This is a genomic window from Staphylococcus sp. aM (assembly GCF_052975125.1).
The window spans coordinates 208,171-235,124 of sequence record NZ_CP121447.1 but is presented as its reverse complement, the minus strand read 5'-3'; the positions used below and the strand labels follow the sequence as shown (position 1 = coordinate 235,124).

Here is a 26,954-nt window from a genome sequence, read left to right as displayed (position 1 = left end):
AAATATCAAAATTAAAATAGCCAGTCAATGGGGTTCTAACACCGCTTTAACTGGCTATTATTCTACATTAAATGGTTGATGACTAAAGTGTTTTAAACCTTAGTCATCATTTTTATTATCGAAATTTCTACCTTCTAATCCTGCTAATTCTTCTTTAGAAGCATGAGGTGCTTTCATTTCGAATACTTGATCAACAACTGTATAATCATAATATCCTAAACGTGCAATTGGACGAATAGATGGAATATCTAATTTTCCATCTTCAGTGATGACTTTATCATCGATATGCACTTGGGCAACACGTCCAATCACAATATCAACTGTAGATACAGGATCACCAGTTGGTATACGAATTGTTTGAACATACTCACATTCGAAATGCACTGGAGACTCTTTCACTCTGTAGCCAGGTGCTTCAATACATGATTCTTTAGTAACCCCAGCGTAGTCAAATTCATCTTCGTCGGGTGCTAATGCTTTTGATGATAAATTAACCGCTTCTCTTAAATCATATGTCGCCATATTCCATACAAACCAACCCGTCTCTTCAGCATTTTTCACAGTATCTTTACGTTCGTGATCACCTAATACTGACTGATTCGCCGCAAACATAACCATAGGTGGGTCCCAAGTTAAATTTTGGTATTGGCTATAAGGTGCTAGATTATCTTTACCATCTTTCGAAACTGTAGATATCCAACCGATAGGTCTTGGTACTGTACTACTTTTAAATGGATCATGTGGCAATCCATGAGATTTAGTGCCTTGCTTTGGTGAATAATTCATCGTTTCTCACCCCTATTAAATATTTGTATTTCTTCAATCATATAATAGCTATTTGCATAATTCTAATACTAAAAAACGATTTACTTATAGCTATACACTATAAATAAATCGTTTAAATATATATCATATCTATTAACTAAATCATTCGTTTTGCTTTTTATTTAATATACACTTTCATCTTTAGGCATTAATAACGATACAATAAATGAAACAAAACCAATACATGCGATTGAAACAAACATTAAGAAATATTGCGGTAACTTAGCGATATAAATCATTAAAATGGGTGCAATTGCTGTTCCCATGAATAATATGACAGTATTGACTGATAAAAAGAATCCTTGATTATGTTTAACAGTCATACCTACCTTCGATATGACTGATGGAATCGCAAATGCAATACCAGCAACAAATGTAACACTAAATAATGTGATACAAATAATATTTGTCGTGATTCCCATCAATATAAGTGATAACGTACTTGTAAGTAAGGCAAGTGAGATCACACGCTTAATACCTATTCTGCCACTTAAACGGCCTCCTAACAACGATACTAGCATTCCTATCACACCAAATAATTTCACTAATGATGCTGTAGACATATCTCCATTTACTTTATCTGATAAAATGTATAAATTTAAAATGGCATACATACTGATAAACATAATTAATAATGTAAATGAGATGAATAAACAATATAAAACTTTTAGATTATCGCGGAAATCTTTAAAGTTATCAAAGAATTTTACTAGTTGTACATCTGAATTTCGACGTGGGCTTTCTGGTACATAGCGGTAAATAACAAATATTAAGCACAAATATAATACAGTTAAAGTGAAATATACCCAATGCCAGTTAAGATGATGAACAATGAGTTCGCTTAAGTTCTGTCCTAATACCCCCGATAACATGAAACTAGTACTAATAAAACTAATTGCAGTAACTCTTTTTTTAGCTGGATATGTTTCCGTCGTATACGTGATTGCTACTGGAGAAAATGTTGCGGCGAATATACCTTGTAATGCCCGCATAATGAGTAATAGTGAAAATGATTGTACAAATCCGATAATAAAACAAATGATGGTCAATCCACTCAAACCTATTAAAATGGTTTTAATTCTTCCATATTTGTCGGAAATCGTTCCATAAAACAAACAACTTATTGAATACATAATTGAAAAAATGACACCATTTAATGTGGCTACCGATTGGGGTATATGAAAGGAATGTGCAAATGCTGCTGTAAGTGGAAGTGCAGTATATAAACTACCCATAACGATAATTCCTGAGAAAAATAGAATCGTAGTGATAAGATTATAATGACGTTGTTCCTCCAATGATACCGATGCTCCCTTCCTATTAATAATAACGTTAACTATTATTACACTTTCATCAACAAAACTAAAGAACCTATTTAATTTTCAAAAAGTTTTAAATTTACCGAAAATTAAATTGCTATCACAAATATGCTTTTTATCCCCGAAAATAGCCTCAATAATAAGACGAATAAATAGTATTGACTTTCAAAAACCAACGATATATAATATACCCAGTATAAAAAATATATTGGAGGTGGCAATAATGAAAATTGAATTAGGATTAACTTCATTTGCCGATAATAGTGCGATTCATATGCCGGAAGGATCAGAACTTCCTATCTCAAATGCACAACGAATTAGAAATATCGTAGAAGAAATAGAATTGGCTGATCAACTAGGCTTAGATATCTATGGCTTAGGCGAACATCATCGTAAAGATTACGCTGTGTCAGATCCAGTAACTGTGTTAGCTGCTGCAGCTGCACGTACTTCACATATCAAACTATCATCAGCTGTTACTGTTTTATCATCTGATGACCCAGTCAGAGTATATGAGCGCTTCTCTACATTAGATGCTGTATCTAATGGTCGAGCTGAAGTAATGATAGGTAGAGGATCATTTATTGAATCTTTCCCATTATTTGGTTACAACTTAAATGACTATGAAGATTTATTTAATGAAAAACTTCAAATGCTATTAAAAATTAATAAGCATGAAATCATCAATTGGGAAGGTAAATTACGTCCTAGCGTTGAAAACACAGGTGTTTATCCTAGAATAGAACATGGCGAATTACCGATTTCTATCGCTACAGGTGGTACACCTGAATCATCATTACGAGCAGGTGCATTTGGTTTACCAATCACTTATGCTATTATTGGTGGTAATCCTAAACGGTTCGCACGTAATATAGAAATTTACAAATCTGTTGCTGAATCATATGGACATGATCCATCTCAATTACCAATATCTGTACATTCTTGGGGATATATTGCTGACACTGATGAGCAAGCTAAACGCGAATTCTTCCCTTCATTAAAAGCCCATCAAGATGTACTTGGTAGAGAACGTGGTTGGCCACCTTTCGATGAACAAGCCTTTGAAAGAGAAATTGGAAGTGAAGGTGCGATATACTTAGGTAGCCCTGAAACGGTCGCACAAAAAATTATTGAAACTGTAGAAACTCTAGGTCTTAATCGTTTTATGATTCATACACCAGTTGGATCAATGCCTCATGAAAAAACAATGCATTCCATCCGTCTTTTCGGGGAAAAGGTTAAACCTATAGTAGATAAATATTTTGAAGATAAATAGGAGGAAATATTTTTATGATTTTACGTTATGCTACAAATTTAAAACTTGCTAAAGAACTTTACGATGCATCAAAACCAAAATTACAAGGTGACCAAGGTATGTCAGATACATTCACAAATGTCTTCGGTATGCCTGAAAAATCAGTTAAATTAGCTGGTACGATTGAAGCAGCTGCTGCAGGCTTATTCGCAGTAAGCTTCTTAAGTAAAACTGCTTCACGTTTAGGCTCATTAGCTACAATTTCAGTACTAAGTGTAGCAGCTTACAAACACTTCGAAGCTGGACATGGTAAAAAAGGTGCTCAACATGCATTAGACTTATTAGGCTTAGCAACATTAAGCTTATTCGATACTTTTGACGGTAAACGCAAATAATTAACACGGAGGTCACATTAAGTGACCTCTTTTATTTATATTTATTTAACATATGCATGGGTATATGACACAAATGATGATCTTCAGGATAATTTTCCAATCTATCTTGATGTTCGTGCGCACTTTTTACATAGTTAGACAGAGGTAAGACTTCCACTACAATATGATCACTATCTTCACGCTCATTAATAAAAGTTTGTGCTTCCTTCAAATGTTGCGTATTTTCACTATATAATCCTGTTCTATATTTCTTACCTATATCTTGACCTTGTTGATTTAAACTATAAGGATCAATCACTTCAAAAAGATATGCCATAATATTACGAATAGTTAAACTATCCGAATCAAATGTTAGCTTTACACATTCGGCATAACCATCGTATTCACCACTCAAATTTGATGTTGTTCCATTAGCCCTTCCAGCTTCAGTTGATACGATACCTGGTATAGTTTTAAAAAAAGCTTGAACGCCCCACAAACAACCGCCAGCTACATATACTACTTCCATCGTTCTCACCTCTTTATATGTATTCTACATAATATAAAGCCTTATCAAAAGTACTTACATTGTTAGATAATATTAAGTGTTATTACATGATTGATGATTAGAGTGACAAAACTGTTATTTCATTGACACCTGATTCATAGGGCTTTCAAATGATTTGATGCTATATTTAGATTGTACATAACGAAGTTTTGATAACTAAACATTTAACTTTATGAGTTAACTACAATAACTTAGATAAAATTTCTTTACTGTATAAATAAATATATTCAAGGGGAGATTTTTTGACTCATCATTCTATCAAATACTTAATCGGCGCAACTATCACTACTTCTGCTTTATTTCTTACATCACATCACGAGGCTTCAGCTGCAACTATAGAAAATAATCAAGTAGACCAAGGTTTTAACCATCAGTCGAATGGTAATGCCATCACTCAAGTTAATCAAACAGATTCAACTTATAATCACGACGAAAATGGTAACCCTATTACTGCGGAAAATAACATCGATAGCAGCTTCAATCACGACCAAGACGGCAACCCTATTACTGCGGAAAACAACATCGATAACAACTTTAATCATAATCAAAATGGTGATGCTATCGTTGGTAATGATAATGTGGATGCTAGCTTCAACCATGATGAAGACGGTAATCCTCTAATGACAGCTAATAGCGTAGATAGCGACTTCAATCATGACCAAGATGGCAACCCTATTGCCTCAGACAACAATATCGATAACAACTTTAATCATGACCAAAATGGTAACCCTATTGCTTCTGACAATAACATCGATAACAACTTTAATCACGACCAAGACGGCAACCCTATTGCTTCTGACAATAACATCGATAACAACTTTAATCACGACCAAGACGGCAACCCTATTGCTTCTGACAATAACATCAATAACAACTTCAATCATGACCAAGACGGCGATGCGATTGTTGCTAATAAAAATGCGGATGTTGACTTTAACCATGATGCAGTTGGACAACCTATTCATGCTAACAACCAAGCAATGATAAGTCGTTCAATGCAACAATCACATGATACTACAACACCGCAATCAGCTATAACAACTCATCACCAATCAAATTCATTACCTGCAACAGGTCAAGACAGAACACGTGCGCCATACATTGGCTTTGTAATCACACTCGTTTTAGGCGTAGCTTTTATTTTATTAAGAAAATCATCTGCTAAAAAATAGACTTATCATTAAAACACTATTAATTTCATTATAATTGATATAATACTAAGAAGCACCAGCTAATTACTATTTTTATAGTTTTAGTCGGTGCTTTTTATATAGTTAAAATCCATTTTTGTACAATTAAATAATATAAAATGATATTTAATTCAATATTATAGAAAACATTTCATAAAACACTATTTTCTACAAACCTTTTTTAATTATTTTATATATTTGTATTGACTTAAAAATTTTTGGTGTTATATTTGTGTTGGAAATATAATTTTTAGGAGGTTTTAAAATGAAAGTTAAGTTTTTTACAGCAAGTTCTTTGTTAATTGCAACTTTGACATCAGCGACATTAATTAATCCGGCACATGCAGAAACGACATCATCAACCGATAATCACCAACAAACCACACAATCTCAACAACAAAAGACGCCGAAGATTGATAAAGGTAATAACGTCAAACCTGTTGAAAAGAAAGAACGCGCAAATGTCATACTACCTAACAATGATCGACATCAAATTAATGATACAACGTTAGGTCACTATGCTCCTGTTACTTTCGTTCAAGTTCAATCAAACGAAGGTACATTTATCGCATCAGGCGTTGTTGTAGGTAAAGACAAACTTTTAACTAACAAGCATGTTGTAGATGCGACTCACGGAAATCCACGCGCTTTAAAAGCCTTCCCTTCTGCAGTTAATCAAAATAATTATCCAAATGGTGGCTTTACTGGAGAACAAATCACTAAATATCCAGGCAATGCGGACTTAGCCATCGTTAAATTCTCACCTAATGACAAAAATCAAAATATTGGTGAAGTTGTTACACCAGCCACTTTAAGTGACAATGCGGACACAAGTCAAAATCAACCTATTACTGTAACTGGTTATCCAGGAGATAAACCACTTGCTACTATGTGGGAAAGTAGAGGTAAAATTACTCAAATTCAAGGTGAAGACATGCACTATGACTTAAGTACAACTGGTGGTAATTCAGGTTCACCTGTATTCAATAGCCGTAACGAAGTCATTGGTATTCATTGGGGTGGCGCAGCTAATAGCTATAATGGCGCTGTCTTTATCAACAACAATGTTCAAAACTTCTTAAAACAAAATATTGAAGATATTCATTTCTCAAATAGCGACAATAATGACGACAATGATAACAATAATGGCACAGACGATAATAACAATAATAACAACGATGATGATAATAACTACGATAATCCAGACGCAGCGTAACTTGCCAAACATATTAATATAAAAATTCAGAATAAACAGACAACGTATACTTATAAATCAATCATCAAACATTATCGGAGGTTGTTAAATGCATCATTCATATAAACATATATCGTTTAAATTAATAAGTATTCTCTTATTTGCCATACTCTTATTATCAACCATTGCTTTTACTGACCTTAACAAATCTTATGCTGCACAGAAGTCCAATCAACTAGAAATTAATGTTAAAAATGATAAAGTCCCTCAAAAAGTTCAGAATCTAGCACAACAACAATATAAAGGCTATGCTCAAGCACTAGATAAACAAAAAAATAGCCAAACTGGTGACTATCAATTAGGCGAAGCATTTAAAATCTATAAATTTAATGGTGAAGAAGATAATAGTTATTATTATCCAGTATTAAAAGATGGCGAAATTATTTATACATTAACGATTAGCCCTAAAAATGAAACTGATTTAAAACAATCTAAAGAAAATGCAAACTATAGTGTTAAAATCTCAAATTTCATCGCTAAAGATTTAGAAGAAATTAAAGACAAACACACAAATATAACGATTTTAACTGATGAAAAAGGCTTCTACTTCGAAGAAAATGGACAAGTTAGATTAGTTAAAGCCACACCGCTTCCTACAAACATCAAAAATAAAGAAAATAGCCAACATATGTCATCTCATCTTAAACAACAACTTAAAGCCACATCTGAGCCAACAAAAATAAATGAAAATCAAGCAGCTGAAGCCAACCAAGACAATCAAGTTCAATATGAAAACACGTTAAAAAACTTCAAAATAAGAGAACAACAATTTGATAATTCATGGTGTGCTGGTTTTAGTATGGCAGCCCTACTGAATGCCACTAAGAATACAGATAAATATAATGCACACGATATTATGAGAACACTATACCCAAATGTTAGCGAAGAAGAATTACCACAATTCTCAACTAACCCACATCAAATGATTAAATACGGTAATTCACAAGGTAGAGACATTCAACATCAAAGTGGCATGCCTTCTTATAATCAAATTGATCAATTAACTAAAGATAATAAAGGTGCTATGATATTAGCTCATAGTGTTGAGAATAATCCTAATGATCCTCATCTTGGTCACGCTATGGCAGTTGTCGGTAATGCTAAAATTAATAATGAAGACAAACTGATTTTCTGGAATCCATGGGATACTGATTTATCTATTCAAGATGCAGACTCTAATTTACTTCATTTATCATTCAACAGAGACTATACATGGGACGACACAATGATAGGTTATTAAACATAATATAGATATTGATTGAAGGCAGGCGACGCTATGTATCAACTCCACTTTATTCATATTAATGACGACGCACTTACACTCACAAAGTCAAAGCAAGACACCATTCACTTATTTATAGGCAATTGGATTAACCCATCAGCCCAAAAATCTATTAGCATTCGAACTGGCGTTGATACGAATCACAATCAATATCAAATTCTTCAAATTGATACCGAACATCAACGTATTAAACTGACTTCTGAAGAAGATCCTCAACTCATGTATATTTTAGACTACGAAGATACAAACCATATATTCATACAAACATCAGTTAAGAATTCGTATGGCACGTCAAGACCCATAAGATACGAAAAATTCTAATACTACATTTAAAGCGTCGTTCAAAGTCATTGAACGACGCTTCCCTTATGAGTAATTAATCAATTAATAATTGAATCCCTCTAACGATATTAATAATAAAAAGTGCTCCAGATCCTAAGATAAATGCGATACCCAAAATAAACAAAATTACCATTAACACTGTACTTTGATTGTATAATGCTGGCGCCATTGCAAAACAAATAATGGCTAAAACCATACAAACCCAAGACATGACATGGTTTAATAACGCTTTTTTAGAATACGTAGATGCAGGTGGCTCCGCAACGATCCAAACAATAATTGGAAAAAGTACAGGTGCAAAGAATATACTTAAATAACTTAATGCCCCCAACACATTATTTGTTCTGTCATTAACTACTTTTTGATTATCTTCCAACTTTATCACCTCTTCATTTTAAAGGTTAATTCATTTCCCAGGTTATTCATCCATACCTCTCTTCACTTGACCTTACACATTACTTTTACAACTATTGTCTAAATTATTTTCATTATTCATTCAAATTCATTTTAAAACCATCTTAGAAATCGTCTCATCATCTCCGGCTCACATGGTTTATCCGAATAAACAGCTTCATTGTTCACGATAGCTTTAGCATTTTCAATCATTTCTTCTATTTTATTTCTATAAGGCATTAACTTACGTTCATCAAATAATTGGTTTAATACAAAAGGTCTATGCTCTACAGAATGTGCATCGGATGCTATAAAGTGTGCTAAATGGCATTCAATAAAACGTAATGATAATTTTTGAGCACTTCTTCCGAAATCACCTAACAAAGAACTTGCTGTCAATTGACTCATTGCTCCGTTACTAATCAACTCATACAATAGATACGGATTTTTGGCAATTGCTTTATTACGTTCTGGATGCGCTATGATTGGTATATATCCTAGAGTTTGTAATTCATTACACAGTCGATTAGCATTGTCTGGTACATCACCAAATGGTAGTTCAATCAATAAATAACGTGATTTATTTAATCCTTGTATGCTGCCATATTCAATTTCCTTAATCATTGCTTCTGTTAGCCTTACTTCTTGACCTGGAAATAATTCGATACCTAAGTCTTTAATTTCTGGTACTTTTCTCATTTCTGCTAATGTCAAAGAAACATCTTGAAAGCTATTCTTAAATTTAGGATTTAGATGGTGTGGTGTAGCTATAATGCCTGTGATACCTTCTTTTTTAGCTTGAGTAAGCAACTGAATCATGGCTTGTTTCGTTTTTGGTCCATCATCCATATTAACCAATATATGGTTATGAATATCGATCATGATTTGTCATCTCCATCATTGAATCATATATAATAGTGTTTAAACATTTAGGATACTCGTACAATGCCAAACATATTATATAAAATATTTATTTAATATTATTATACCACGATGACTTGTGAATATATATTCGATTGCTAACTATATTTTCATCCTTAAAATGAGATTTTCTATTAAAAAATGCTTCCTAATAAAAAAAGAGTTTCCCATAATGAGAAACTCTAGCCTATCCGCTTAATTAAACGATGCGTTTACGTATTGCGCCAGAAATCAAATCAACGATTGCTACCATGACTACAAGTCCAATTAATATTATACCTACACGGTCCCAAGAACGAGTTTGAATTGCAAAGATAAGTGGTGTCCCAATACCACCAGCACCTATTAATCCAAGAATCGAAGCAGAACGTAAATTCAATTCAAATCGATAAAGGATTAATGATAAAAATGATGGTAAAATCTGTGGAATAACTGCAAACACTAATGTTTTCATTTTATTAGCACCACTGGCTTTTAATGATTCTACGGCGCTAAAATCCAAACTCTCGATATCTTCTGCCAATAATTTCCCTAACATACCAACTGAATGAATACCGAGTGCTAAAACACCTGAAAATGAACCAGGACCTACCGCTTTAATAAAAATTAATGCCATCACGATTTCTGGAAATACTCGAATAACACTTAATATAAATTTGCTTATACCTGAAACAGGTCGTAATTTCACCATATTTTGAGCACCTAAAAATGCAAGTGGAATACAAATAATAGCTGCTATAAAAGTACCAATGACTGCTATAGCAAATGTTTCTAATAGCCCTCTTAATAAGTCTTCACCTTCAGGAATATAAATATATTTTAAATCTGGGTGAAACAAACCGTTAAAAATAGCTTTTAAAATTTCAATAGATTTACTTTTAAGTTCTAAACTTGGCACACCTGAAAAAGCCCAAATAATTATACTCACTACTACAATTGCAATGAGCCATTGTTTAATCAACTTTTTGCGATGATTTTTAGTGTGTAATGGATATTGCGTTTCTTTAGTCGTCATGCGAGTTGTTCCCTCACTTTCGTACTAACGTAATCAATGATGAATACGATAACCAACGTGAATAAAATAATGGTAGCGGTTTTCGGATATTGAAATAGACCTAATGTTTGATCGTAAAACAATCCAATGCCACCCGCTCCTACTAAACCTAGCACGGCTGAAGCACGTATATTTACTTCGAATGCATAAAGTACATATGAGGCAAATGATGATATCGCTTGTGGCACTACACCATAAACTATCCATGTCACCTTATTTGCACCTACCGCCGTCATCGCTTCCATAGGTCCTGGATCTATCGTTTCTAACGATTCGTATAATAGCTTACCTATGATACAAATCGTTAAAATAAATAACGCTAAAATACCTGGAATTTGACCAATACCAAACACAGCAACAAATATCGCCGCAAGTAGTAGATCTGGAATCGTACGGACAATATTCAATACAAATCGTGCAGGTATATTAATCCATTTCTTCTGTACTATATTACTGGCGCATAATAATGCGACTGGAATAGACACGATGCTTCCTAATACAGTACTGACAATCGCCATTCTAATTGTGTCTAACATGGGTTGTGTAATTTGACTTAAGTAGCTCATATCAGGTGGAATCATTTGGGCAAACAAATCACCTATTTGAGGTAAGCCAACCATTAAGTCCCCAACATTAAAGCCTGTATAAATAAAACTCCAAACAATTAACGCGATGAGTAATACAAATGTAAAACTTGTCTTGAGCGACATTTTCCGCTTTAAATATGTATCATATTTTTGTTGTACTGGTGCGGTCATATTAATTCACTCCCAGCTTTTCGTCTTCGCTAATTGAGCGTCCATAAATGTCACTAAACACATCATCAGTCGCTTCAGAAGCAGGTCCATCATAGACTACTTCACCATCGCGTAATCCAATAATACGAGTACCATATTCTCTTGCTAAATCGACAAAGTGTAAGTTAATTAAAATCGTAATGCCTAATTCTTGATTGATGTTCTTTAAATCATCCATAACCTGTTTCGTTGTTAATGGGTCTAACGATGCTACAGGTTCATCTGCCAATATGATTTCAGACTCTTGGCATAATGCACGTGCAATTGAAATACGCTGTTGTTGTCCGCCTGAAAGTTCATCCGAACGTTGATCATACTTATCTAAAATATTTACGCGTTCTAGTGCATGCATTGCTTTAATTTTATCTTCTTTAGGAAATAACCCAAGCACCATTTTCCAAGTAGGATGATAGCCCACTCTCCCACTTAATACATTCCTCAAAACACTAGAACGTTTAACTAAATTAAAATGTTGGAAAATCATACCAATGTTACGGCGCATTTCGAGTAATTCTTTTCCTCGTGCTTTCGTTATCGATTGGCCTTGAATGAAAATCTCACCAGATGTAATATCATGGAGACGATTGACTGATCTTAGTAATGTTGATTTACCTGCCCCAGATAAGCCAACTATAACCGCAAATTCTCCCTTTTCTATTTCTAAATTAATATTTTTTAATCCTACATGTCCGTTAGGATAAACCTTACTGACATCTTTAAATTCTATTTGACTCATGTTTGACACCTTTCTTTTACAAAGAAATACTAAGGCGAATTGAATATCAAAATCTCCCAATATTTCATCCAATTCAACACTTAGCATTTCAAAGTCATGTACTTTGTTTAAGTCATTTGAACTTTATTTAAGTAGTTGTTTTTTGCATTACTTCATATCTTTAACTGCTTTTTCATTTTCTCTGACAACATCAAATTTAGAATCATCTGTATCAGTATAACCTTCATGTGAGTATACTTCTTTAATTATTTTATGTCCCTCTTTGGTTTTTGAAATATCTTTAAATGCTTTTTTCAATTTATCTTGGAATTTTTTATCCATATCGGGTCTTACAGAAATCGTATCATTAGGAATCGCATCCGTAAGTTTTAAAATTTTAGTATCTTTGAATACATCTGGTTGATCTTTCTTAACAATATTACGTGCATCGTTAAATACGGCTGCTGCATCTACATCACCATTTAATAATGAAATGATTGCTTGGTCATGCCCTTTAACGTTGACGATTTTCATATCTTTAGTTGCATTAATACCCGCTTCTTCTTTTAATGTAGCTAATGGGAATGTGTAACCTGCTGTTGAAGTTACATCTTGTAAGGCAATTTTCTTACCTTTTAAATCTTTTAAGCTTTTAATATCTGAGTCTTTCTTCACTAAAATTTCTGATTTGTAGTCATCCACAAGTTGCTTATTAGGTGAACCATCTTTGTTCACACCATAACGTTGTGCTTGTAATAATAAATCTGCTGCTTTTTGATCATGTGCTAATGTGTAAGCTGTAGGAGGTAAGAAGCCGACATCTACTTTTTTAGATTTCATGGCTTCGACAATTGTATTGTAGTTGGTAGAAACGGATACTTTAACTGGCATATCCAATTCTTTAGACAGAAGTTTTTCAAGTGGCTTCGCTTTCGCTTCTAATTTATCTGCATTTTGTGATGGTACAAATTGTACCGTTAGTTCTTTTGGTTTATAATCTCCAGATTTAGAATCTGAACCTTTGTCAGAACTCTTTTGATTATCTAAAGAGCTTGAATTTCCACATGCTGCCGTAAACATAATGACTGATAAAACAAGAATCAATAAACACTTCAACTTTTTCATCTAATAACTGTCCCTTCTAATACGTATTTGGTGTAATATGTATATAATAAAATTACACTTATAGATTACCACATATTAAAGTTATTTTTTATTATATTAAAATGAATTTTAATAACTTATTTTTAAATACAGTTGAAGGTTTTGTAAATTTTATTTAATAATACACAATGTAACAATATTGTTCTATAATTCATGATGAGTAAAGAGGAGTGATATTTTATGGAACAACTTGCGTTTTACGTAGTGAGCGATATACATGGTTACATATTTCCAACAGATTTCTCCAAAAGAGACCAATACCTACCTATGGGCTTATTGTTGGCTAATCATTTGATTGAAAAAGACCAACAACATTACGCTTATCATATTAAAATAGATAATGGTGATTTTTTACAAGGCTCACCATTTTGTAATTATCTCGTCTCTCATATCAAGAATAGTCAGCCTCTAGTCAATTTCTATAATCGTATGTCCTTTGACTTTGGTACGCTAGGTAATCATGAATTCAATTACGGGTTACCTTATTTGAAAGATACATTGAATCGTCTAAACTATCCGGTGTTATGTGCCAATATCTTTGAGAATGGTGAATTACTCACGCATCAGGGCATTCACTATTTCGATGTTAATGGTAAAACAATTGGCGTGATTGGATTAACGACGCAGTATATCCCTCATTGGGAGCAACCTGAACACATCCAGTCACTCACCTTTGAAAGTGCCGTAACAACATTACAACGTTGGCTACCCGAAGTACGCCGCCAATCAGACTTTGTTGTTGTGAGCTATCACGGTGGCTTTGAAAAAGATTTAGAAACTGGAGACGCTACCGAAGCACAAACAGGTGAAAATGAAGGTTATGCAATTTTAGAACACTTCTGTGATGATATTGATATATTCATTACAGGTCATCAACATAGAGATATCGCAACGTTATTCAACCAAACGGCAGTCATACAACCTGGTACACGAGGTCGATCTATAGGCAAAGTTGTTCTGAATTTGAACGATGACACTCATGAACGCATTGCGTCATGTAGTTTATTACCGGTTAGCGATGATGATGACTTTGTTGTTAATGAAGATGATCGCTATTTAAGAAGTCAATTAGAAGACTGGCTCGATACTCAGATTGCTGAACTACCTAATGAAATGATTGTGGATGATGCATTTGAAGCTCGTATAGCACCACATCCATTTATCAATTTTTTAAATTACGTCTTATTAGCTAAGAGTGGTGCCGATATGGCATGTACAGCCTTATTTGATTCAGCAACTGGTTTTACAAAACACGTTACAATGCGTGATGTCATTAACAATTATCCTTTCCCAAATACATTTAAAGTATTACGTGTTAGCGGTGCAGATATTAAAGCTGCAATAGAACGCTCTGCTGAATATTTTGATGTTATTCAAGAAGAAATCACCATCAGTAAAGATTTTATGGAACCGAAACCTCAACATTTTAACTATGATATATTCGCCGGTGTAAGTTACACGATTCAAGCTAGTCAGCCTAGAGGACAACGTGTGTCACATATTCAATTCAATGGTGAACCATTAGACTTTGATCAAATGTATACAATTTGTGTGAATAACTATCGTTCAGTGGGTGGCGGTCAATATGATATGTACGCCAACGCACCAGTTGTTAAAGATATCCAAATTGACGGCGCACAATTAATTATCGATTACCTTCAAGCACATTCAAATTCTCATATTCCTCAGGTCGTCAATTTTAAAGTTAAAAAGTAATGATTAAATATGAGAAACCCTGCTCGATCACGTGTCGAACAGGGTTATTAATTAATTATGAAATTGTATGTGCTTTTTCTCGTAAACATTATTTACTGTATTGAGTATGATACCTAAAATAATAATACCACCAGATATGAATGTAATCGTCATATATGGTAATCCAATTGATAATAATATTGAACCCAGTATAGCACCAATAAAGTTAGCTACATTAAATATAGAAGCAGCTAGCGTACTTGCTAGTAATGGTGCTTCATGTGCACTTAATATAATTTTACTATTTAACAGCGGTGTTGTACCAAATGTTCCAAATCCAAATAAGAAACAAATGAGTAATGCTAATACTGCATAATGAACAAAAGTAACGAATAAGATAATAGTAATAAATAATAAGAAGAACGTATAGAATAAATATTTAGTTAGAGCGTGTTCTGGTACACTACCTGTCACTAAATTACCAATTACACCACCTAGCCCAAATAAGAATAAACATACGGTTAATCCAATTATTTTAAAAGGTGCATAGTCATGAATCATTGGTTCCATAAACGTATAAGTTGTAAACACACCTGAATAACCAAATACGATGATAGAAATCACAATTAAAATGTGTGGGTTCTTAAATACGGTTAATTCTTTAGAAATATTGGCTTCCGCGCTTAATGAAACGTGAGGTGTAAACTTCATCATACCTAACATCGTTATCACTGCTAAGATAATCATGATACCAAATACAACTCTCCAATTAGCCAAGCCACCTAAAAATGATCCGAACGGCACACCAATCATGACTGCTATCGTTAGACCCGCTTGAACTAAGGCAATTGCTTGCGGTTTCTTAGCTGGTGGTGCAACAGCCGCTGCTACACTCATACAAACGCCAAAGAACGGTGCATGCATAGCTGCAGACATTAATCTTGATAATAAGAGCACATTAAAATTAGGCGCTAACATTCCTACTAAGTTACTCACGATAAATATAGCTACAAGCACAGGTAACAAGCGATGCGCATGGACTTTCATCGTAAATATACGCATGAATGGACCAATCACTGCCACACTAATCGCATAGACACTCACAAGCAGTCCCGCACTTGAAATAGATACATGCATGTCATCAGATATTTGTGTAAGTAATCCTGTGACAACATACTCAGCCATACCAACAGTAAACGTACCTAACATAAAAATAAAAAACATCATTTTATTTTCTCTCATCACTGCTTCCCCCTTTTCGTTTCGTTCAAAAAATCAACATGAGTGATATACTACAAAAGATTTTGAACAACGTGAAGAGGTATATAGAAATTTTTCGAAATCTTCAATACGAGTTTTCATAAGCTTTCATTTCATTTTCATTATATTAAAATTAAGACAATTTTGGATTAGGCATTCTAGAGCACTATCATCTTAATATCATTTCATTGTAAATTGAATGTCTATACATCATCATGCATATGATTAATTTTTGACAATCATGTGACAAACTTGATATTGATTGGGCTAACCCACATAACCCTATTATATTATGATAGATACTAAATGAACGTTATAATGAAATGGAAGAGCAATACGATCATGAATATGGAGGTAACTACAATGACATCTCAACAAGACCAGCAAGACGAAAAAGTAATTGCTGAAGATGAAAAACAAACTAAAGACTCATTTTGGGCAGACGTATTTAACTTTTTACCTGAAATGGTAGGTGGTCTTATGCGTCTAATTCGTTCATTGTTTTAAAGTGTGCATTTAACTTTTATTATGATGATGCTTAACTGGAGGGATAGATTTTGGCAACAAAAAATAAAAATCGTAAAAGAAGTAAAATGGACATTCTAAAAGAGACAACCAATGAAATTTTATTTCAAAGTATACCTGAAATCATTTATGGCTTGATTCGTATAGTTAAAGGATTCATTTAACTATAAAATTAAATTGATTCTTTTAGAATATTGCACGTCTTTACAAATTTTTAATTTTTTAATCCATTTATCTTTACATTTACTATAGATAGTTATATACTGTTCTTTGTTAATTGATTTGGAGGGATACTCAAGTCTGGCTTAAGAGGCCAATCATTTATGATTGGTAGGAGCTTCGTGCTCGCGTTGGTTCAAATCCTTCTCCCTCCGCTACTGAATATTTATTATTGTAACCTGAGACATTTCTTTATGTCTTAGGTTCTTTTTATTCACCAATAAAGGCGTCCCGCATTGTGCGAGACGCCTTATTATTTATGAATTATTGATGTGGATGGAATGTTTTTTGCGGTGCATGAATAGTCACGTCATATTTATCAGCGATGCGTTGTGTTTCTTTATCCACTAATTGATTATATTCTTTAGTTGATACTTCACTTGCTTTTGGTAATCTCTTTTCTAATTCTGCATATTGTTTCTCTGACATACCCTTAGGTGCAATTCCACCATAAGGACGGTCACCTTGAGTTGTTTGATGTTGGTGTTTGGCAGTTTTATGTACTGAGCTTGCGTCCGCCACACCAGATACACCTGCAACTGCGAGTGTGCCTGCTAATACTGAACCTGCTAACATTGTCATTTTTTTCATTTTTAAAATCTCCTTCCAAAAGTGAATCATTGACACATCTATATCATAACAACTTTTTATAATTAAATCATTTATTTTTATATTTCTTTAAATATTTTTTACTTTTATAAATTTAGATATTTAAATTCAATTGTTTTTTTACATTAAAAAAGTACCTCACATGCTCATAAAGCATGTGAGGTACTTTACTTATATATTACTTAAATAATTCTTTTAATACTTTGAAGAATGATCCGATTAATTGGAAGAAATCCGCAGTCATAGTGCATGCTCCTTTCTTTATTAAAGATATAGTATCTTAATTATGCTTGTGCTTTTTGCTCTGATGTTAACTTTTCACTTTGTACTAAATCATCTGCTAGACCATGCCAGAATTGTTGTAATTCTTCTCTAGTTCTTACTGTATCAGAACTATCTTGTCCAACAAAGTCAACATGATCCCAATCATGTTTTGTAGGTGTTACTTGCCAAATACCTTTTTGGTTTTTATCTGTTGCTTGTGTATATTTTTGATTAAATGGATGTTGTGAAGAAATCACAGATACAAGTCCATCATTTTCTCTCCATTCTTTTTCGTTAGCTTTACCGATCACATTTCCAGTTAAAATAAATGGTAAGAACATGTTTAAATCTGCTTTTTGTCTACCAAATAGTGATGGATGTGTTGCCTCACCAGTATATGTTTTATATACAATATTTAGATTTAATGATGTTTTACGGTTTAAGTCTGTTGCACCATCTCGAGTTAAATCATAGAAACCATTGTCTTGTGATTTCCATAACTTAGAGTTTTTCACACGTTTAGCATAATCGATATATGATTCATTTGGTTTTTGTTTTAAGCCCCATTGAGATAAACCAAAGTCGACTCTTGAATCTTTATTACCAAAGGCTTTACCAATATCATAAACAACCTGTCTTACAACCGCTTCATTACCTAATACATCTGAAGCGTGTGTACCATTATGTGGTGTACCAAGTGTCGTAATTGAAGAAACCATATTATCATTATTGCCTTTGAATAATGGTGAAATTGTACCACCATGTTTCTTCTGATACTCAATTTCCTCTTGGTTACCATTTCTTAAAAGTTCTTCAAGTTGGCGAATCGTTTGTCCACCCATACTATGACCAACTAAGTGCACTTTTTGACCTGGTTTCCAGTCTTTATATACACCTTCATATGTTTTACCATATCGCTCATGACCATATTTCGCAGCATGTGCTGCACCGTAATCTACACGACCACCCTTGATATAGTAGTATAGTTCTACCGCTCTGTCATAGTTACTACCGAAGGCACTGATACTTGCTTCATATGATTTGTAGCCGTTTTCTTCTAAATCTTGGCGAATATTCATTTTATCGCCACCCCAATAATGTGATAAAACAGCTGGGTTAATATCATCAGTGAATCCATTAAATCCATGAACGAGAATGATAGGATCATGATTTTTATACTGTTGTTGTTTAGCTTTCTTATTTGTTTGGTCTTTATCTGCTACAGCTACTTTATTTTTAGACTGATTATTTAATGTGGCAACTGAATTCGATTTTAGCGCTTGTAAACCGTCTTTTTGTTCTTTATCTTTTTTACTTGGATTATCTTTTGATAATAATGGTGAATCTTTTTCTAATTGTTCAAGAGAGACAGGTTGCTTTTGTTTTGATTTTTGAGATGAATCAGTTTGCTTCGGAGCTGTAGCTTTTTGATCAACTGATTGTGCTGTCACTTTTTGTTGGTCTTTTTGATTAATTGTGGCATCTGCTTTTTCTTTATTCACAGTAGCATGAGTCGCTTTTTCTGTAGCATGACGTCGAGAGAAATCTGGATCGACCTGTTGCGCTTTATGATTTTTATTGAACTCTGAATCTACATCCGCTTTCTTTTGCGCTTGCTTATGACTAAATTCTGGATCCACTTGTGAAGCTTTATGTTTGCTATTAAATTCTGGATCTACATCATGTTGATGCGTTTGAGTTGATGATGCTTTATCTTGCGCCTTTGGACTAGGTGTTGGCGTTTCTTCTTTTGTTGCTTTGCCATCAGCTTTGTCCTTTTGATTTGGCGTTGTAGCATCAGATTTTTCAACAGACTTTGTTGCTTGATCTTCTGTTGTTTTTTCTTTAGTTGTTTTAACATCTTGTTGCACTTGATTAGCTGATTGCTCAGTTTCTACTGTTGCATCTTTTGTTTGTTTCTCTTCAGTATTGTCTTGTGACGTTTGTGTAGTATCTTTCTCAGATGTTTCTTTATGTAAGCTTGTTGGTGTTGCATCTTGTTGATTGTCATTTTGTGCTTCAACGCTATCGTTACGTTCTTTTAATTCACTAGATTGATTTGTTTGTTCATTTTTAACATCATTTCCCTGTTGTTCCCCAATAGATTGTGCTTGTTGTGCTTCTGAATCAACATTTCCCTTATCTTGATTTTCAGCTGCTTGAGCAGAACCTCCACCAATAAATAATAATGCTGCGATTAAAATGGAAGATGTTCCTACACTAAATTTACGAATACTATATTTATTTTCTCTATTTTTCATATTCGGCACCTCTATTTTATTTTATTTTTAAATCAATCCTAAATGACTAGATGAATAAATTGACAATTGCACGTGGTAAAAACTCAATTAATTTTGTAAACCAAGCTTTCATAAGAACCATCCTTTCTTTTGTTAGTAAGCGCTTACAATAATATTAAAATAAAAAATTTCGACATCATCACTTACACTTACTTTAACTAGTAATTGATTAAAATGTTACGAAAATTTGTCTGAAAAGTCAATAATCAAATCCAATTCTATACAATTTTTATTTTTTGTAATTATACACACTTCATCTTATGGCGAATAAGCGCTATTAAATGACTATTCATAACGAATTGAAAATACATATTAGGGTAATACCGTATTAAGAGGTGAAACACATGTCAGAAATCAAAATTATTGGTGCCAAGCAAAATAATTTAAAAAATATAGATGTAACCATTCCTAAACATCAATTAACTGTTTTTACAGGGCGCTCCGGTTCAGGTAAGTCTTCCCTAGTATTTAATACGCTAGCAGCCGAATCTGAACGTTTACTCAATGAAACTTACTCGAGTTATATCCAACATCAATTAAGTCAATATTCCAAACCAGAAGTCGATCAAATTCAACATCTACCTGTAGCGATGATTATTAATCAGAAACGTTTAGGTGGTAATTCGCGTTCTACAGTAGGCACGATTTCAGATATTTATGCTTCTGTACGTTTATTATGGTCGCGTATTGGCGAACCATTTGTCGGATACTCCGATGTCTTTTCATTTAATAATACACGAGGCATGTGCGAAACATGTTCAGGATTAGGCTATGTCGAAGATATCGATTTAAATGAACTGCTTGATTTTGATAAGTCCTTAAATGAAGATGCGATTAACTTTCCATCATTTCGTCCTGACAGTTGGAGAGGAAAACGTTATTTATATACAGGTTTATTTGATAATGATAAAAAATTAAAAAATTATACTAAAGAAGAATTAGACACGTTTTTATACACAGAACCAACAAAGCTTAAAAATCCACCAGCAAATTGGCCTAGAACCGCAAAGTTTGAAGGATTAATTCATAGATTTAGACGTTCCTTTTTATTAAATGATAACTTTGAGAAAAAACGCTTTGCGAAAGATATTGAACGTGTTGTAACTAAACATGCTTGTCCGTCATGCCATGGTAAACGACTTAATGACAAAGTATTAAGTTGTAAAATCAATGGGATGAATGTTGCTGATTTTACCGATTTACAAATCGATGATGCTTTAGCGTTTTTAGAAACAATTGAATCGACCAAAGCACAAGTTATTATCGAACCACTCAAACAACAACTTAAATCATTGAGCTATGTTGGTCTTAACTACCTAACTTTATCACGGGAAACGACATCTTTATCAGGTGGTGAATCACAGCGAATTAAGCTCATCAGACATTTGAATAGTCCACTCAGTGACCTTGTCTATATTATCGATGAACCGAGTGTGGGACTTCATCCTGAGGATATTCAACGGATTAATGACTTAATGCAATCTTTAAAAGATAAAGGCAATACAGTACTTGTTGTAGAACATGACCCTGACGTTATCAAGACTGCCGATCATGTTATAGATATTGGACCTTTAGCTGGTAAAGATGGTGGCGAAATTACATTTGAAGGCACTTATAGAGATTTACTCAAATCTCAAACGAGTACCGGCCAAGCACTTCATCGTACGCATACTTTAAAAGATGACATTAGATCAAACAATGATATGTTAGAGATTAATGATATTTCTAAAAATAATTTGCAACACATCACTACTCAATTGCCTAAACATGCAATGACTGTCGTAACTGGTGTAGCAGGTTCAGGTAAAAGTTCATTAATTACATCAGCATTTGAAAAAGATAGCCATGCGATTTTCATAGACCAAAAACCTGCCCACGCATCAAACCGTTCAAACTTGCTAACTTATTTAAATATCTTTGATGACGTGCGCGCGTTCTTCAGTCAACAAACTGGCCTTAAAAAAAGTATGTTCAGTTATAATTCTGAAGGTGCCTGCCCCGAATGTCACGGTAAGGGCATTATTAAAACGGAGTTGGCATTTATGCCTGACTTCTCTCAAACATGTGAAATGTGTGGCGGTACAAGGTATCGTCCCGAAGTACTTGAAGCCAAAGTTGATGGCTACTCAATTGCTGATATTTTATCATTAACTGTCCAAGAAGCCATCGAAAAATTCAAAAATGATAAGCACATTGTTCAACCATTACAAGCTTTAGCAAATACTGGCTTAAATTACATGACACTAGGACAATCTCTAGATACACTTTCTGGTGGGGAGATACAACGTGTTAAATTGAGTAAATATTTAACAGAAACCGTACATGATGCCATATTTATTTTTGATGAACCTACGACTGGTCTTCATGAAGACGACCTTCCCATACTCATCGAATGTTTCAATCATTTAATTGATCAAGGTAACACAGTAATCCTAATCGAGCATAACTTAACAATGATGACACAAGCAGATTGGTTTATTGATATCGGTCCCTATGCAGGTGATAAAGGCGGACAACTCCTTTATAGCGGCGAACCACAGGGCTTACTTGATGTTGAACAATCTGTAACCGCCAAACATCTAAGAAGATATATCGAACAATAGTATATTGATGGCAGACGAAACCAGTACGTGAAGACAAAAACGTACTGGTTATTTTTAGGCAACATGATTTAATTACAGCTTAGTCAGTGGGATTGAACTTCATTAATTCTCAATTATTTTTTCTTTGAAAATGTTAATTTTTCCTCATTATTTTTCATAATTAATGTTATGCTTAATTTGTTTGAAATTATATGTATATTTATTTATAATTATTCACTAACAAAGTATGTATAGGGAGGAGATTGAATGGAAACGGAACACACAATGAACGATGGTCATACATCTTCACCAAAAAGAAAGTTTAAGTTAAAAATGCCTGGTGCATTTGCAATTTTATTCATCTTAACGATTTTAGCTGTTTTAGCAACTTGGATGATTCCTGCAGGTTCTTACTCTAAATTATCTTATGATGATCATGTATTAAAGGTCGAAAGTCCGCAAGGTAAAGTTGAAACACACAAAGCTACACAACATGAACTAGATAAGATGGGTGTCAAAATTGATATTGATCAATTTACTTCAGGTGCTATTAATAAACCTGTATCCATTCCCAATACATATGAGCGCTTAGATCAACACCCTGCTCATTTGTCTGATATTACGAGTAGTATGGTAAATGGTACGATTGAAGCTGCTGATATTATGGTATTCATTTTAGTACTCGGTGGTTTAATTGGTGTCGTTCAAGCTAGTGGTGCCTTTGAATCTGGCTTACTGGCGCTAACTAAAAAGACCAAAGGCAGAGAATTTTTATTAATCTTCTTTGTATCTATATTAATGGTTCTTGGTGGTACCTTATGTGGTATTGAGGAAGAAGCTGTAGCTTTCTATCCTATACTTGTCCCTATCTTTTTAGCTATGGGATATGACTCTATTGTTTGTGTGGGGGCTATCTTTTTAGCAAGTTCGATGGGCTCAACATTCTCTACGATCAATCCATTTTCAGTAGTTATCGCATCTAATGCAGCCGGCACTACATTTACTGAAGGTTTGTATTGGCGTATCGCTGGTTGTATTATCGGCGCACTATTTGTTATTGGTTACCTCTATTGGTATAGTAAAAAAATTAAAAAAGACCCTACCGCGTCTTATAGTTACGAAGACAAAGACGAATTTGATCAACAATGGTCTGTGATGCAGCACGATACCACACAACAATCATTTACAATGCGTAAAAAGTTAATTTTACTACTCTTTGTGATACCTTTCCCAGTCATGGTATGGGGTGTGATGTCACAAGGTTGGTGGTTCCCAACAATGGCTTCTGCATTCCTTATCTTTACCATTATTATCATGCTACTCACTGCAACTGGTCCTAATGGTTTAGGTGAACAAGGTGTCGTAGATGAATTTGTCAAAGGTGCTTCCAGTTTAGTTGGGGTATCACTCATTATCGGATTAGCACGTGGCATTAACTTAGTATTAAATAATGGTCGCATTTCAGATACGATTTTACATTTTTCTTCTTCACTCGTAGAACATATTCAAGGTCCATTATTTATAATCGCTTTATTATTTATCTTCTTCTTCCTAGGATTCATTATTCCATCATCATCTGGATTAGCTGTGTTAGCGATGCCTATTTTCGCACCACTAGCTGATACAGTTGGTATTCCTAGATATACTATTGTATCTGCATATCAATTTGGACAATATGCAATGCTATTCTTAGCACCAACAGGTTTAGTCATGGCAACATTACAAATGCTTAATATGCGTTATTCTCACTGGTTCCGTTTTGTATGGCCTGTTGTCGTCTTTGTACTTGTATTTGGTGGTGGCATGTTAGTCACACAAGTTTTATTACATTAATCGTTTGATATAAAAATAACCGGGATAAGTGCATAGCTAGCACTATCCCGGTTATCATTTTATTGAGATACATTATGATTTAACCAGTCTACTATTTCCTGGAAAATACTTTGATTATATGAAACCTCATTAAATATTTCATGTTTTAGTCCATCATAAATATGGATTGATTTATGTTCGGAACTAATGTCATTGAACAATTCAAGTGAATCTTGATAACTCACAAGACCATCTTCCTTACCATGTAATATTAATATAGGATCAGTAAACGATGCTGCTTGTGCTTTTAATAATTCTACGCCATCAAGCAATGTATAAATTAATCCAAAAGAGATATCTTTCGCTACTAAATCGTCTAATTCATACTTTCGAATCGTATCTTCATCTGAACATACACCGTCACCAAGTTCATTCGGTAAATATTTATCTTCTGGTTGACTACGGTCAGGTTCTCCAAATAATTTCAGGTTATACCGTGTCAATGCCCCAGAAGTGATCATACCATCGACAAGACCAGGATGTTTTGTTCCATATAATGTGACTGTGTATCCGCCCATGCTATGTCCAATAAGATAGACATTACCTTTGTAGGTTTCTTTCACAAATTGAATCATCGCATCTAAATCTTCAACAATTTCATCTTTATTACTATAAAATACAGGCTTTCCTTCTGAACGACCGTGTCCACGTTGATCGTATCTAATGACGTTAAATTGATTATCATTTAAAAATGTAGTGATATGATCATAACGTTCAAGGTGTTCAGCTAAACCGTGAACAACAATGATATTGGCCTTTGGTTCCGATACCTCGTTGACCTTCGCATATAGGTTAGTACCGTCTGCTGATTGAATGTATTTAATATAATTCATTGTCATCCCCCTTTAGTTCACTTATACCCACTTTCGAACAATAATGACATCATTCATCAACTTTATTCGGAATAAATACATCAGCTTCACTATCAGGAGGATAATAATAACCATTTGGTATCGTTTGTAACTCAATTAAGCTTCCCCACGGCGTCTTAACATAAACCGTTTGATTATCTTTCGTATCTTCATAACGTGTATTTAGATGTGGTTCAGATATGGGTTGCCCACCTGCACGTTTGATTTGTGCCAAAGCTTTCTCAAAATAATCTACATAGAATGAAAGATGCGTGAAACCTATATCTTGTAATGATACAGCTTGTTGTTGCGTAGCATCTTTAAATTCAAAAAGTTCAATATTTGGACCATTACCAAAAACCATCATTCGTTTTTTAATAATTTTGGCACCTTTCTCAAGGCCTAATACCTCTTCAACAAATTCGCCCTCTCTAGGACTATCTTTTTGTGTTTGACTTTCATAAGCCACTTTCCCGTCTAATCCTTGTTTGAAAAATTCTGTCGCTAGTTCAATGTCTGGAACAGTCAATCCAATATGATTGATACCTCTTGTGATGCTCATCTTTGATAACTCCTTTGATTAAAATATTTACCTGTCTTTTTATTTTCTATTCCCAATATGTTTTCATTTGACACATTTAGAAATTAAATCTACTTTTAGAGTAGAAAAGATATAAACTTTTGAAGATTTAATAATAAAAAGTTTGCTTTTCTAAAATGTACGTGGTATATTCTTTATATCAAATATAAATGATATATTTAAAAAGAGAAAACGGAGGAGTTAATTATGACTCAATTTACATTCGATAGCGTACACAGTGCATTAGATTTCCAAATCAAACATTTAATGGTTTCAAAAGTGAAAGGTGCATTCGAAAAATTCGACGTTAACGTTGAAGGCGATATTAACGATTTAAGTACTTTAAAAGCAACTGCAACAATTGATCCTGCTTCAATCAATACTGGTAACGAAGACCGTGACAACCACTTAAAAACAGGCGATTTCTTCGGTACTGATGAATTTGATAAAATCACTTTCGTATCTAAAGAAGTAAGTGAAAATAGTGTTGTTGGCGACTTAACAATCAAAGGCGAAACACACGAAGAAAAATTCGACGTTGAATATAATGGCGTAAGTAAAAATCCTATGAACGGTGAACAAGTAACTGGTTTCATCGTAACTGGTAAAATCGATAGAGAAAAATATGGCATTAGCTTTAACCAAGCATTAGAAACTGGTGGCGTAATGTTAGGTAGAGAAGTAAAATTCGAAGTTTCAGCAGAATTTTCAATCCAAGACTAATAAATATTAAAAAGCGGTTT

26 protein-coding genes and 1 tRNA gene are annotated in these 26,954 nt (G+C 33.8%); 13 read left to right on the top strand and 14 right to left on the bottom strand.

From position 1 onward, the window contains the following. Positions 1-99: 99 nt before the first annotated feature. A complete protein-coding gene (locus tag P7F85_RS01055; RefSeq protein WP_002452037.1) occupies positions 100-786 on the bottom strand; it encodes a flavin reductase family protein in 687 nt (228 codons plus the stop codon). 161 nt (positions 787-947) lie between these two features. After that, positions 948-2,123: an MFS transporter gene (locus P7F85_RS01050; RefSeq protein ID WP_002467427.1), complete on the bottom strand. Its 1,176-nt coding sequence runs from the start codon at positions 2,121-2,123 to the stop codon at positions 948-950. Between the two features lie 244 nt (positions 2,124-2,367). Between P7F85_RS01050 and P7F85_RS01045 the strand changes: the two genes are divergently transcribed. Then, on the top strand, positions 2,368-3,420 hold the full coding sequence (locus P7F85_RS01045) for an LLM class flavin-dependent oxidoreductase (RefSeq protein WP_031464095.1): 1,053 nt from the start codon (positions 2,368-2,370) through the stop codon (positions 3,418-3,420). A 14-nt stretch (positions 3,421-3,434) separates the two neighbouring features. Then, on the top strand, positions 3,435-3,794 hold the full coding sequence (locus P7F85_RS01040; protein ID WP_002452034.1) for a hypothetical protein: 360 nt from the start codon (positions 3,435-3,437) through the stop codon (positions 3,792-3,794). 31 nt (positions 3,795-3,825) lie between these two features. On the opposite strand, the gene P7F85_RS01035 is transcribed toward P7F85_RS01040, so the two are convergent. Further along, complete coding sequence (locus tag P7F85_RS01035) at positions 3,826-4,302, bottom strand: peptide-methionine (S)-S-oxide reductase (protein WP_002467433.1); 477 nt, start codon at positions 4,300-4,302, stop codon at positions 3,826-3,828. A 281-nt stretch (positions 4,303-4,583) separates the two neighbouring features. Here P7F85_RS01035 and P7F85_RS01030 point away from each other — a divergent pair, with 281 nt between their 5' ends. The 4 genes from P7F85_RS01030 (at position 4,584) to P7F85_RS01015 (ending at position 8,389) form a co-directional block, all read left to right on the top strand. After that, positions 4,584-5,513, top strand: a complete 930-nt coding sequence (locus P7F85_RS01030) for a hypothetical protein (RefSeq protein WP_031464097.1) — start codon at positions 4,584-4,586, stop codon at positions 5,511-5,513. Positions 5,514-5,796: 283 nt separating this feature from the next. Continuing rightward, positions 5,797-6,747, top strand: a complete 951-nt coding sequence (locus tag P7F85_RS01025; RefSeq protein WP_002466998.1) for a trypsin-like serine peptidase — start codon at positions 5,797-5,799, stop codon at positions 6,745-6,747. A gap of 88 nt (positions 6,748-6,835) precedes the next feature. Next, positions 6,836-8,026, top strand: a complete 1,191-nt coding sequence (locus tag P7F85_RS01020; RefSeq protein ID WP_015364634.1) for a C47 family peptidase — start codon at positions 6,836-6,838, stop codon at positions 8,024-8,026. Positions 8,027-8,062: 36 nt separating this feature from the next. Beyond that, positions 8,063-8,389, top strand: a complete 327-nt coding sequence (locus P7F85_RS01015) for a cysteine protease inhibitor staphostatin B (RefSeq protein ID WP_002466176.1) — start codon at positions 8,063-8,065, stop codon at positions 8,387-8,389. Between the two features lie 55 nt (positions 8,390-8,444). On the opposite strand, the gene P7F85_RS01010 is transcribed toward P7F85_RS01015, so the two are convergent. The 6 genes from P7F85_RS01010 to P7F85_RS00985 all read right to left on the bottom strand — a co-directional run bounded on the left by P7F85_RS01010 (position 8,445) and on the right by P7F85_RS00985 (position 13,415). Beyond that, positions 8,445-8,786, bottom strand: coding sequence for a hypothetical protein (locus P7F85_RS01010; protein WP_002466177.1), 342 nt, complete (start codon positions 8,784-8,786; stop codon positions 8,445-8,447). A gap of 131 nt (positions 8,787-8,917) precedes the next feature. Then, positions 8,918-9,685: a tyrosine-protein phosphatase gene (locus P7F85_RS01005; protein ID WP_002466169.1), complete on the bottom strand. Its 768-nt coding sequence runs from the start codon at positions 9,683-9,685 to the stop codon at positions 8,918-8,920. 238 nt (positions 9,686-9,923) lie between these two features. Next, the gene (phnE, locus tag P7F85_RS01000) at positions 9,924-10,739 is read right to left on the bottom strand and encodes a phosphonate ABC transporter, permease protein PhnE (RefSeq protein WP_002466167.1); all 816 of its coding nucleotides are present in this window, start codon (positions 10,737-10,739) and stop codon (positions 9,924-9,926) included. Beyond that, positions 10,736-11,536, bottom strand: coding sequence for a phosphonate ABC transporter, permease protein PhnE (phnE, locus tag P7F85_RS00995; RefSeq protein ID WP_447158553.1), 801 nt, complete (start codon positions 11,534-11,536; stop codon positions 10,736-10,738). Before phnE (P7F85_RS00995) ends, phnE (P7F85_RS01000) begins: the two co-directional genes overlap by 4 nt. A gap of 1 nt (position 11,537) precedes the next feature. After that, positions 11,538-12,311: a phosphonate ABC transporter ATP-binding protein gene (phnC, locus tag P7F85_RS00990; protein ID WP_002466170.1), complete on the bottom strand. Its 774-nt coding sequence runs from the start codon at positions 12,309-12,311 to the stop codon at positions 11,538-11,540. Positions 12,312-12,458: 147 nt separating this feature from the next. Next, positions 12,459-13,415, bottom strand: coding sequence for a phosphate/phosphite/phosphonate ABC transporter substrate-binding protein (locus P7F85_RS00985; RefSeq protein WP_002466175.1), 957 nt, complete (start codon positions 13,413-13,415; stop codon positions 12,459-12,461). A gap of 219 nt (positions 13,416-13,634) precedes the next feature. Here P7F85_RS00985 and P7F85_RS00980 point away from each other — a divergent pair, with 219 nt between their 5' ends. After that, positions 13,635-15,170: a bifunctional metallophosphatase/5'-nucleotidase gene (locus tag P7F85_RS00980; protein WP_015364633.1), complete on the top strand. Its 1,536-nt coding sequence runs from the start codon at positions 13,635-13,637 to the stop codon at positions 15,168-15,170. 51 nt (positions 15,171-15,221) lie between these two features. On the opposite strand, the gene P7F85_RS00975 is transcribed toward P7F85_RS00980, so the two are convergent. Continuing rightward, entirely contained in the window at positions 15,222-16,391 is a 1,170-nt protein-coding gene (locus tag P7F85_RS00975; protein WP_015364632.1) for an MFS transporter, read from the bottom strand. A gap of 381 nt (positions 16,392-16,772) precedes the next feature. Between P7F85_RS00975 and P7F85_RS00970 the strand changes: the two genes are divergently transcribed. From P7F85_RS00970 to P7F85_RS00960, 3 genes are all read left to right on the top strand, one after another. After that, positions 16,773-16,916 (top strand): hypothetical protein, encoded by a 144-nt coding sequence (locus P7F85_RS00970; RefSeq protein ID WP_002466174.1) that lies wholly within the window; start codon positions 16,773-16,775, stop codon positions 16,914-16,916. A gap of 50 nt (positions 16,917-16,966) precedes the next feature. Beyond that, positions 16,967-17,098 carry a hypothetical protein gene (locus P7F85_RS00965; RefSeq protein ID WP_002466168.1) on the top strand — a complete coding sequence of 44 codons (132 nt, stop codon included), beginning with the start codon at positions 16,967-16,969 and terminating at the stop codon, positions 17,096-17,098. Between the two features lie 120 nt (positions 17,099-17,218). Continuing rightward, positions 17,219-17,308 (top strand) — tRNA-Ile (locus tag P7F85_RS00960). Positions 17,309-17,417: 109 nt separating this feature from the next. On the opposite strand, the gene P7F85_RS00955 is transcribed toward P7F85_RS00960, so the two are convergent. Both P7F85_RS00955 and lip read right to left on the bottom strand, forming a co-directional pair. Next, entirely contained in the window at positions 17,418-17,744 is a 327-nt protein-coding gene (locus tag P7F85_RS00955; protein ID WP_002466171.1) for a hypothetical protein, read from the bottom strand. Between the two features lie 302 nt (positions 17,745-18,046). Continuing rightward, complete coding sequence (gene lip, locus P7F85_RS00950; RefSeq protein WP_031464099.1) at positions 18,047-20,287, bottom strand: YSIRK-targeted triacylglycerol lipase; 2,241 nt, start codon at positions 20,285-20,287, stop codon at positions 18,047-18,049. A 383-nt stretch (positions 20,288-20,670) separates the two neighbouring features. On the opposite strand from lip, the gene P7F85_RS00945 reads away from it, so the two are divergent. Together P7F85_RS00945 and P7F85_RS00940 are read left to right on the top strand one after the other, a co-directional pair. Beyond that, on the top strand, positions 20,671-22,929 hold the full coding sequence (locus tag P7F85_RS00945; RefSeq protein ID WP_002466595.1) for an ATP-binding cassette domain-containing protein: 2,259 nt from the start codon (positions 20,671-20,673) through the stop codon (positions 22,927-22,929). Positions 22,930-23,175: 246 nt separating this feature from the next. Continuing rightward, complete coding sequence (locus P7F85_RS00940; RefSeq protein WP_002466598.1) at positions 23,176-24,741, top strand: YfcC family protein; 1,566 nt, start codon at positions 23,176-23,178, stop codon at positions 24,739-24,741. A gap of 59 nt (positions 24,742-24,800) precedes the next feature. On the opposite strand, the gene P7F85_RS00935 is transcribed toward P7F85_RS00940, so the two are convergent. Then, on the bottom strand, positions 24,801-25,613 hold the full coding sequence (locus P7F85_RS00935) for an alpha/beta hydrolase (RefSeq protein ID WP_046464459.1): 813 nt from the start codon (positions 25,611-25,613) through the stop codon (positions 24,801-24,803). A gap of 49 nt (positions 25,614-25,662) precedes the next feature. Then, complete coding sequence (locus P7F85_RS00930; RefSeq protein ID WP_002466578.1) at positions 25,663-26,193, bottom strand: VOC family protein; 531 nt, start codon at positions 26,191-26,193, stop codon at positions 25,663-25,665. Between the two features lie 225 nt (positions 26,194-26,418). Here P7F85_RS00930 and P7F85_RS00925 point away from each other — a divergent pair, with 225 nt between their 5' ends. Next, positions 26,419-26,934, top strand: a complete 516-nt coding sequence (locus P7F85_RS00925; protein ID WP_002451375.1) for a YceI family protein — start codon at positions 26,419-26,421, stop codon at positions 26,932-26,934. Positions 26,935-26,954 lie beyond the last annotated feature (20 nt).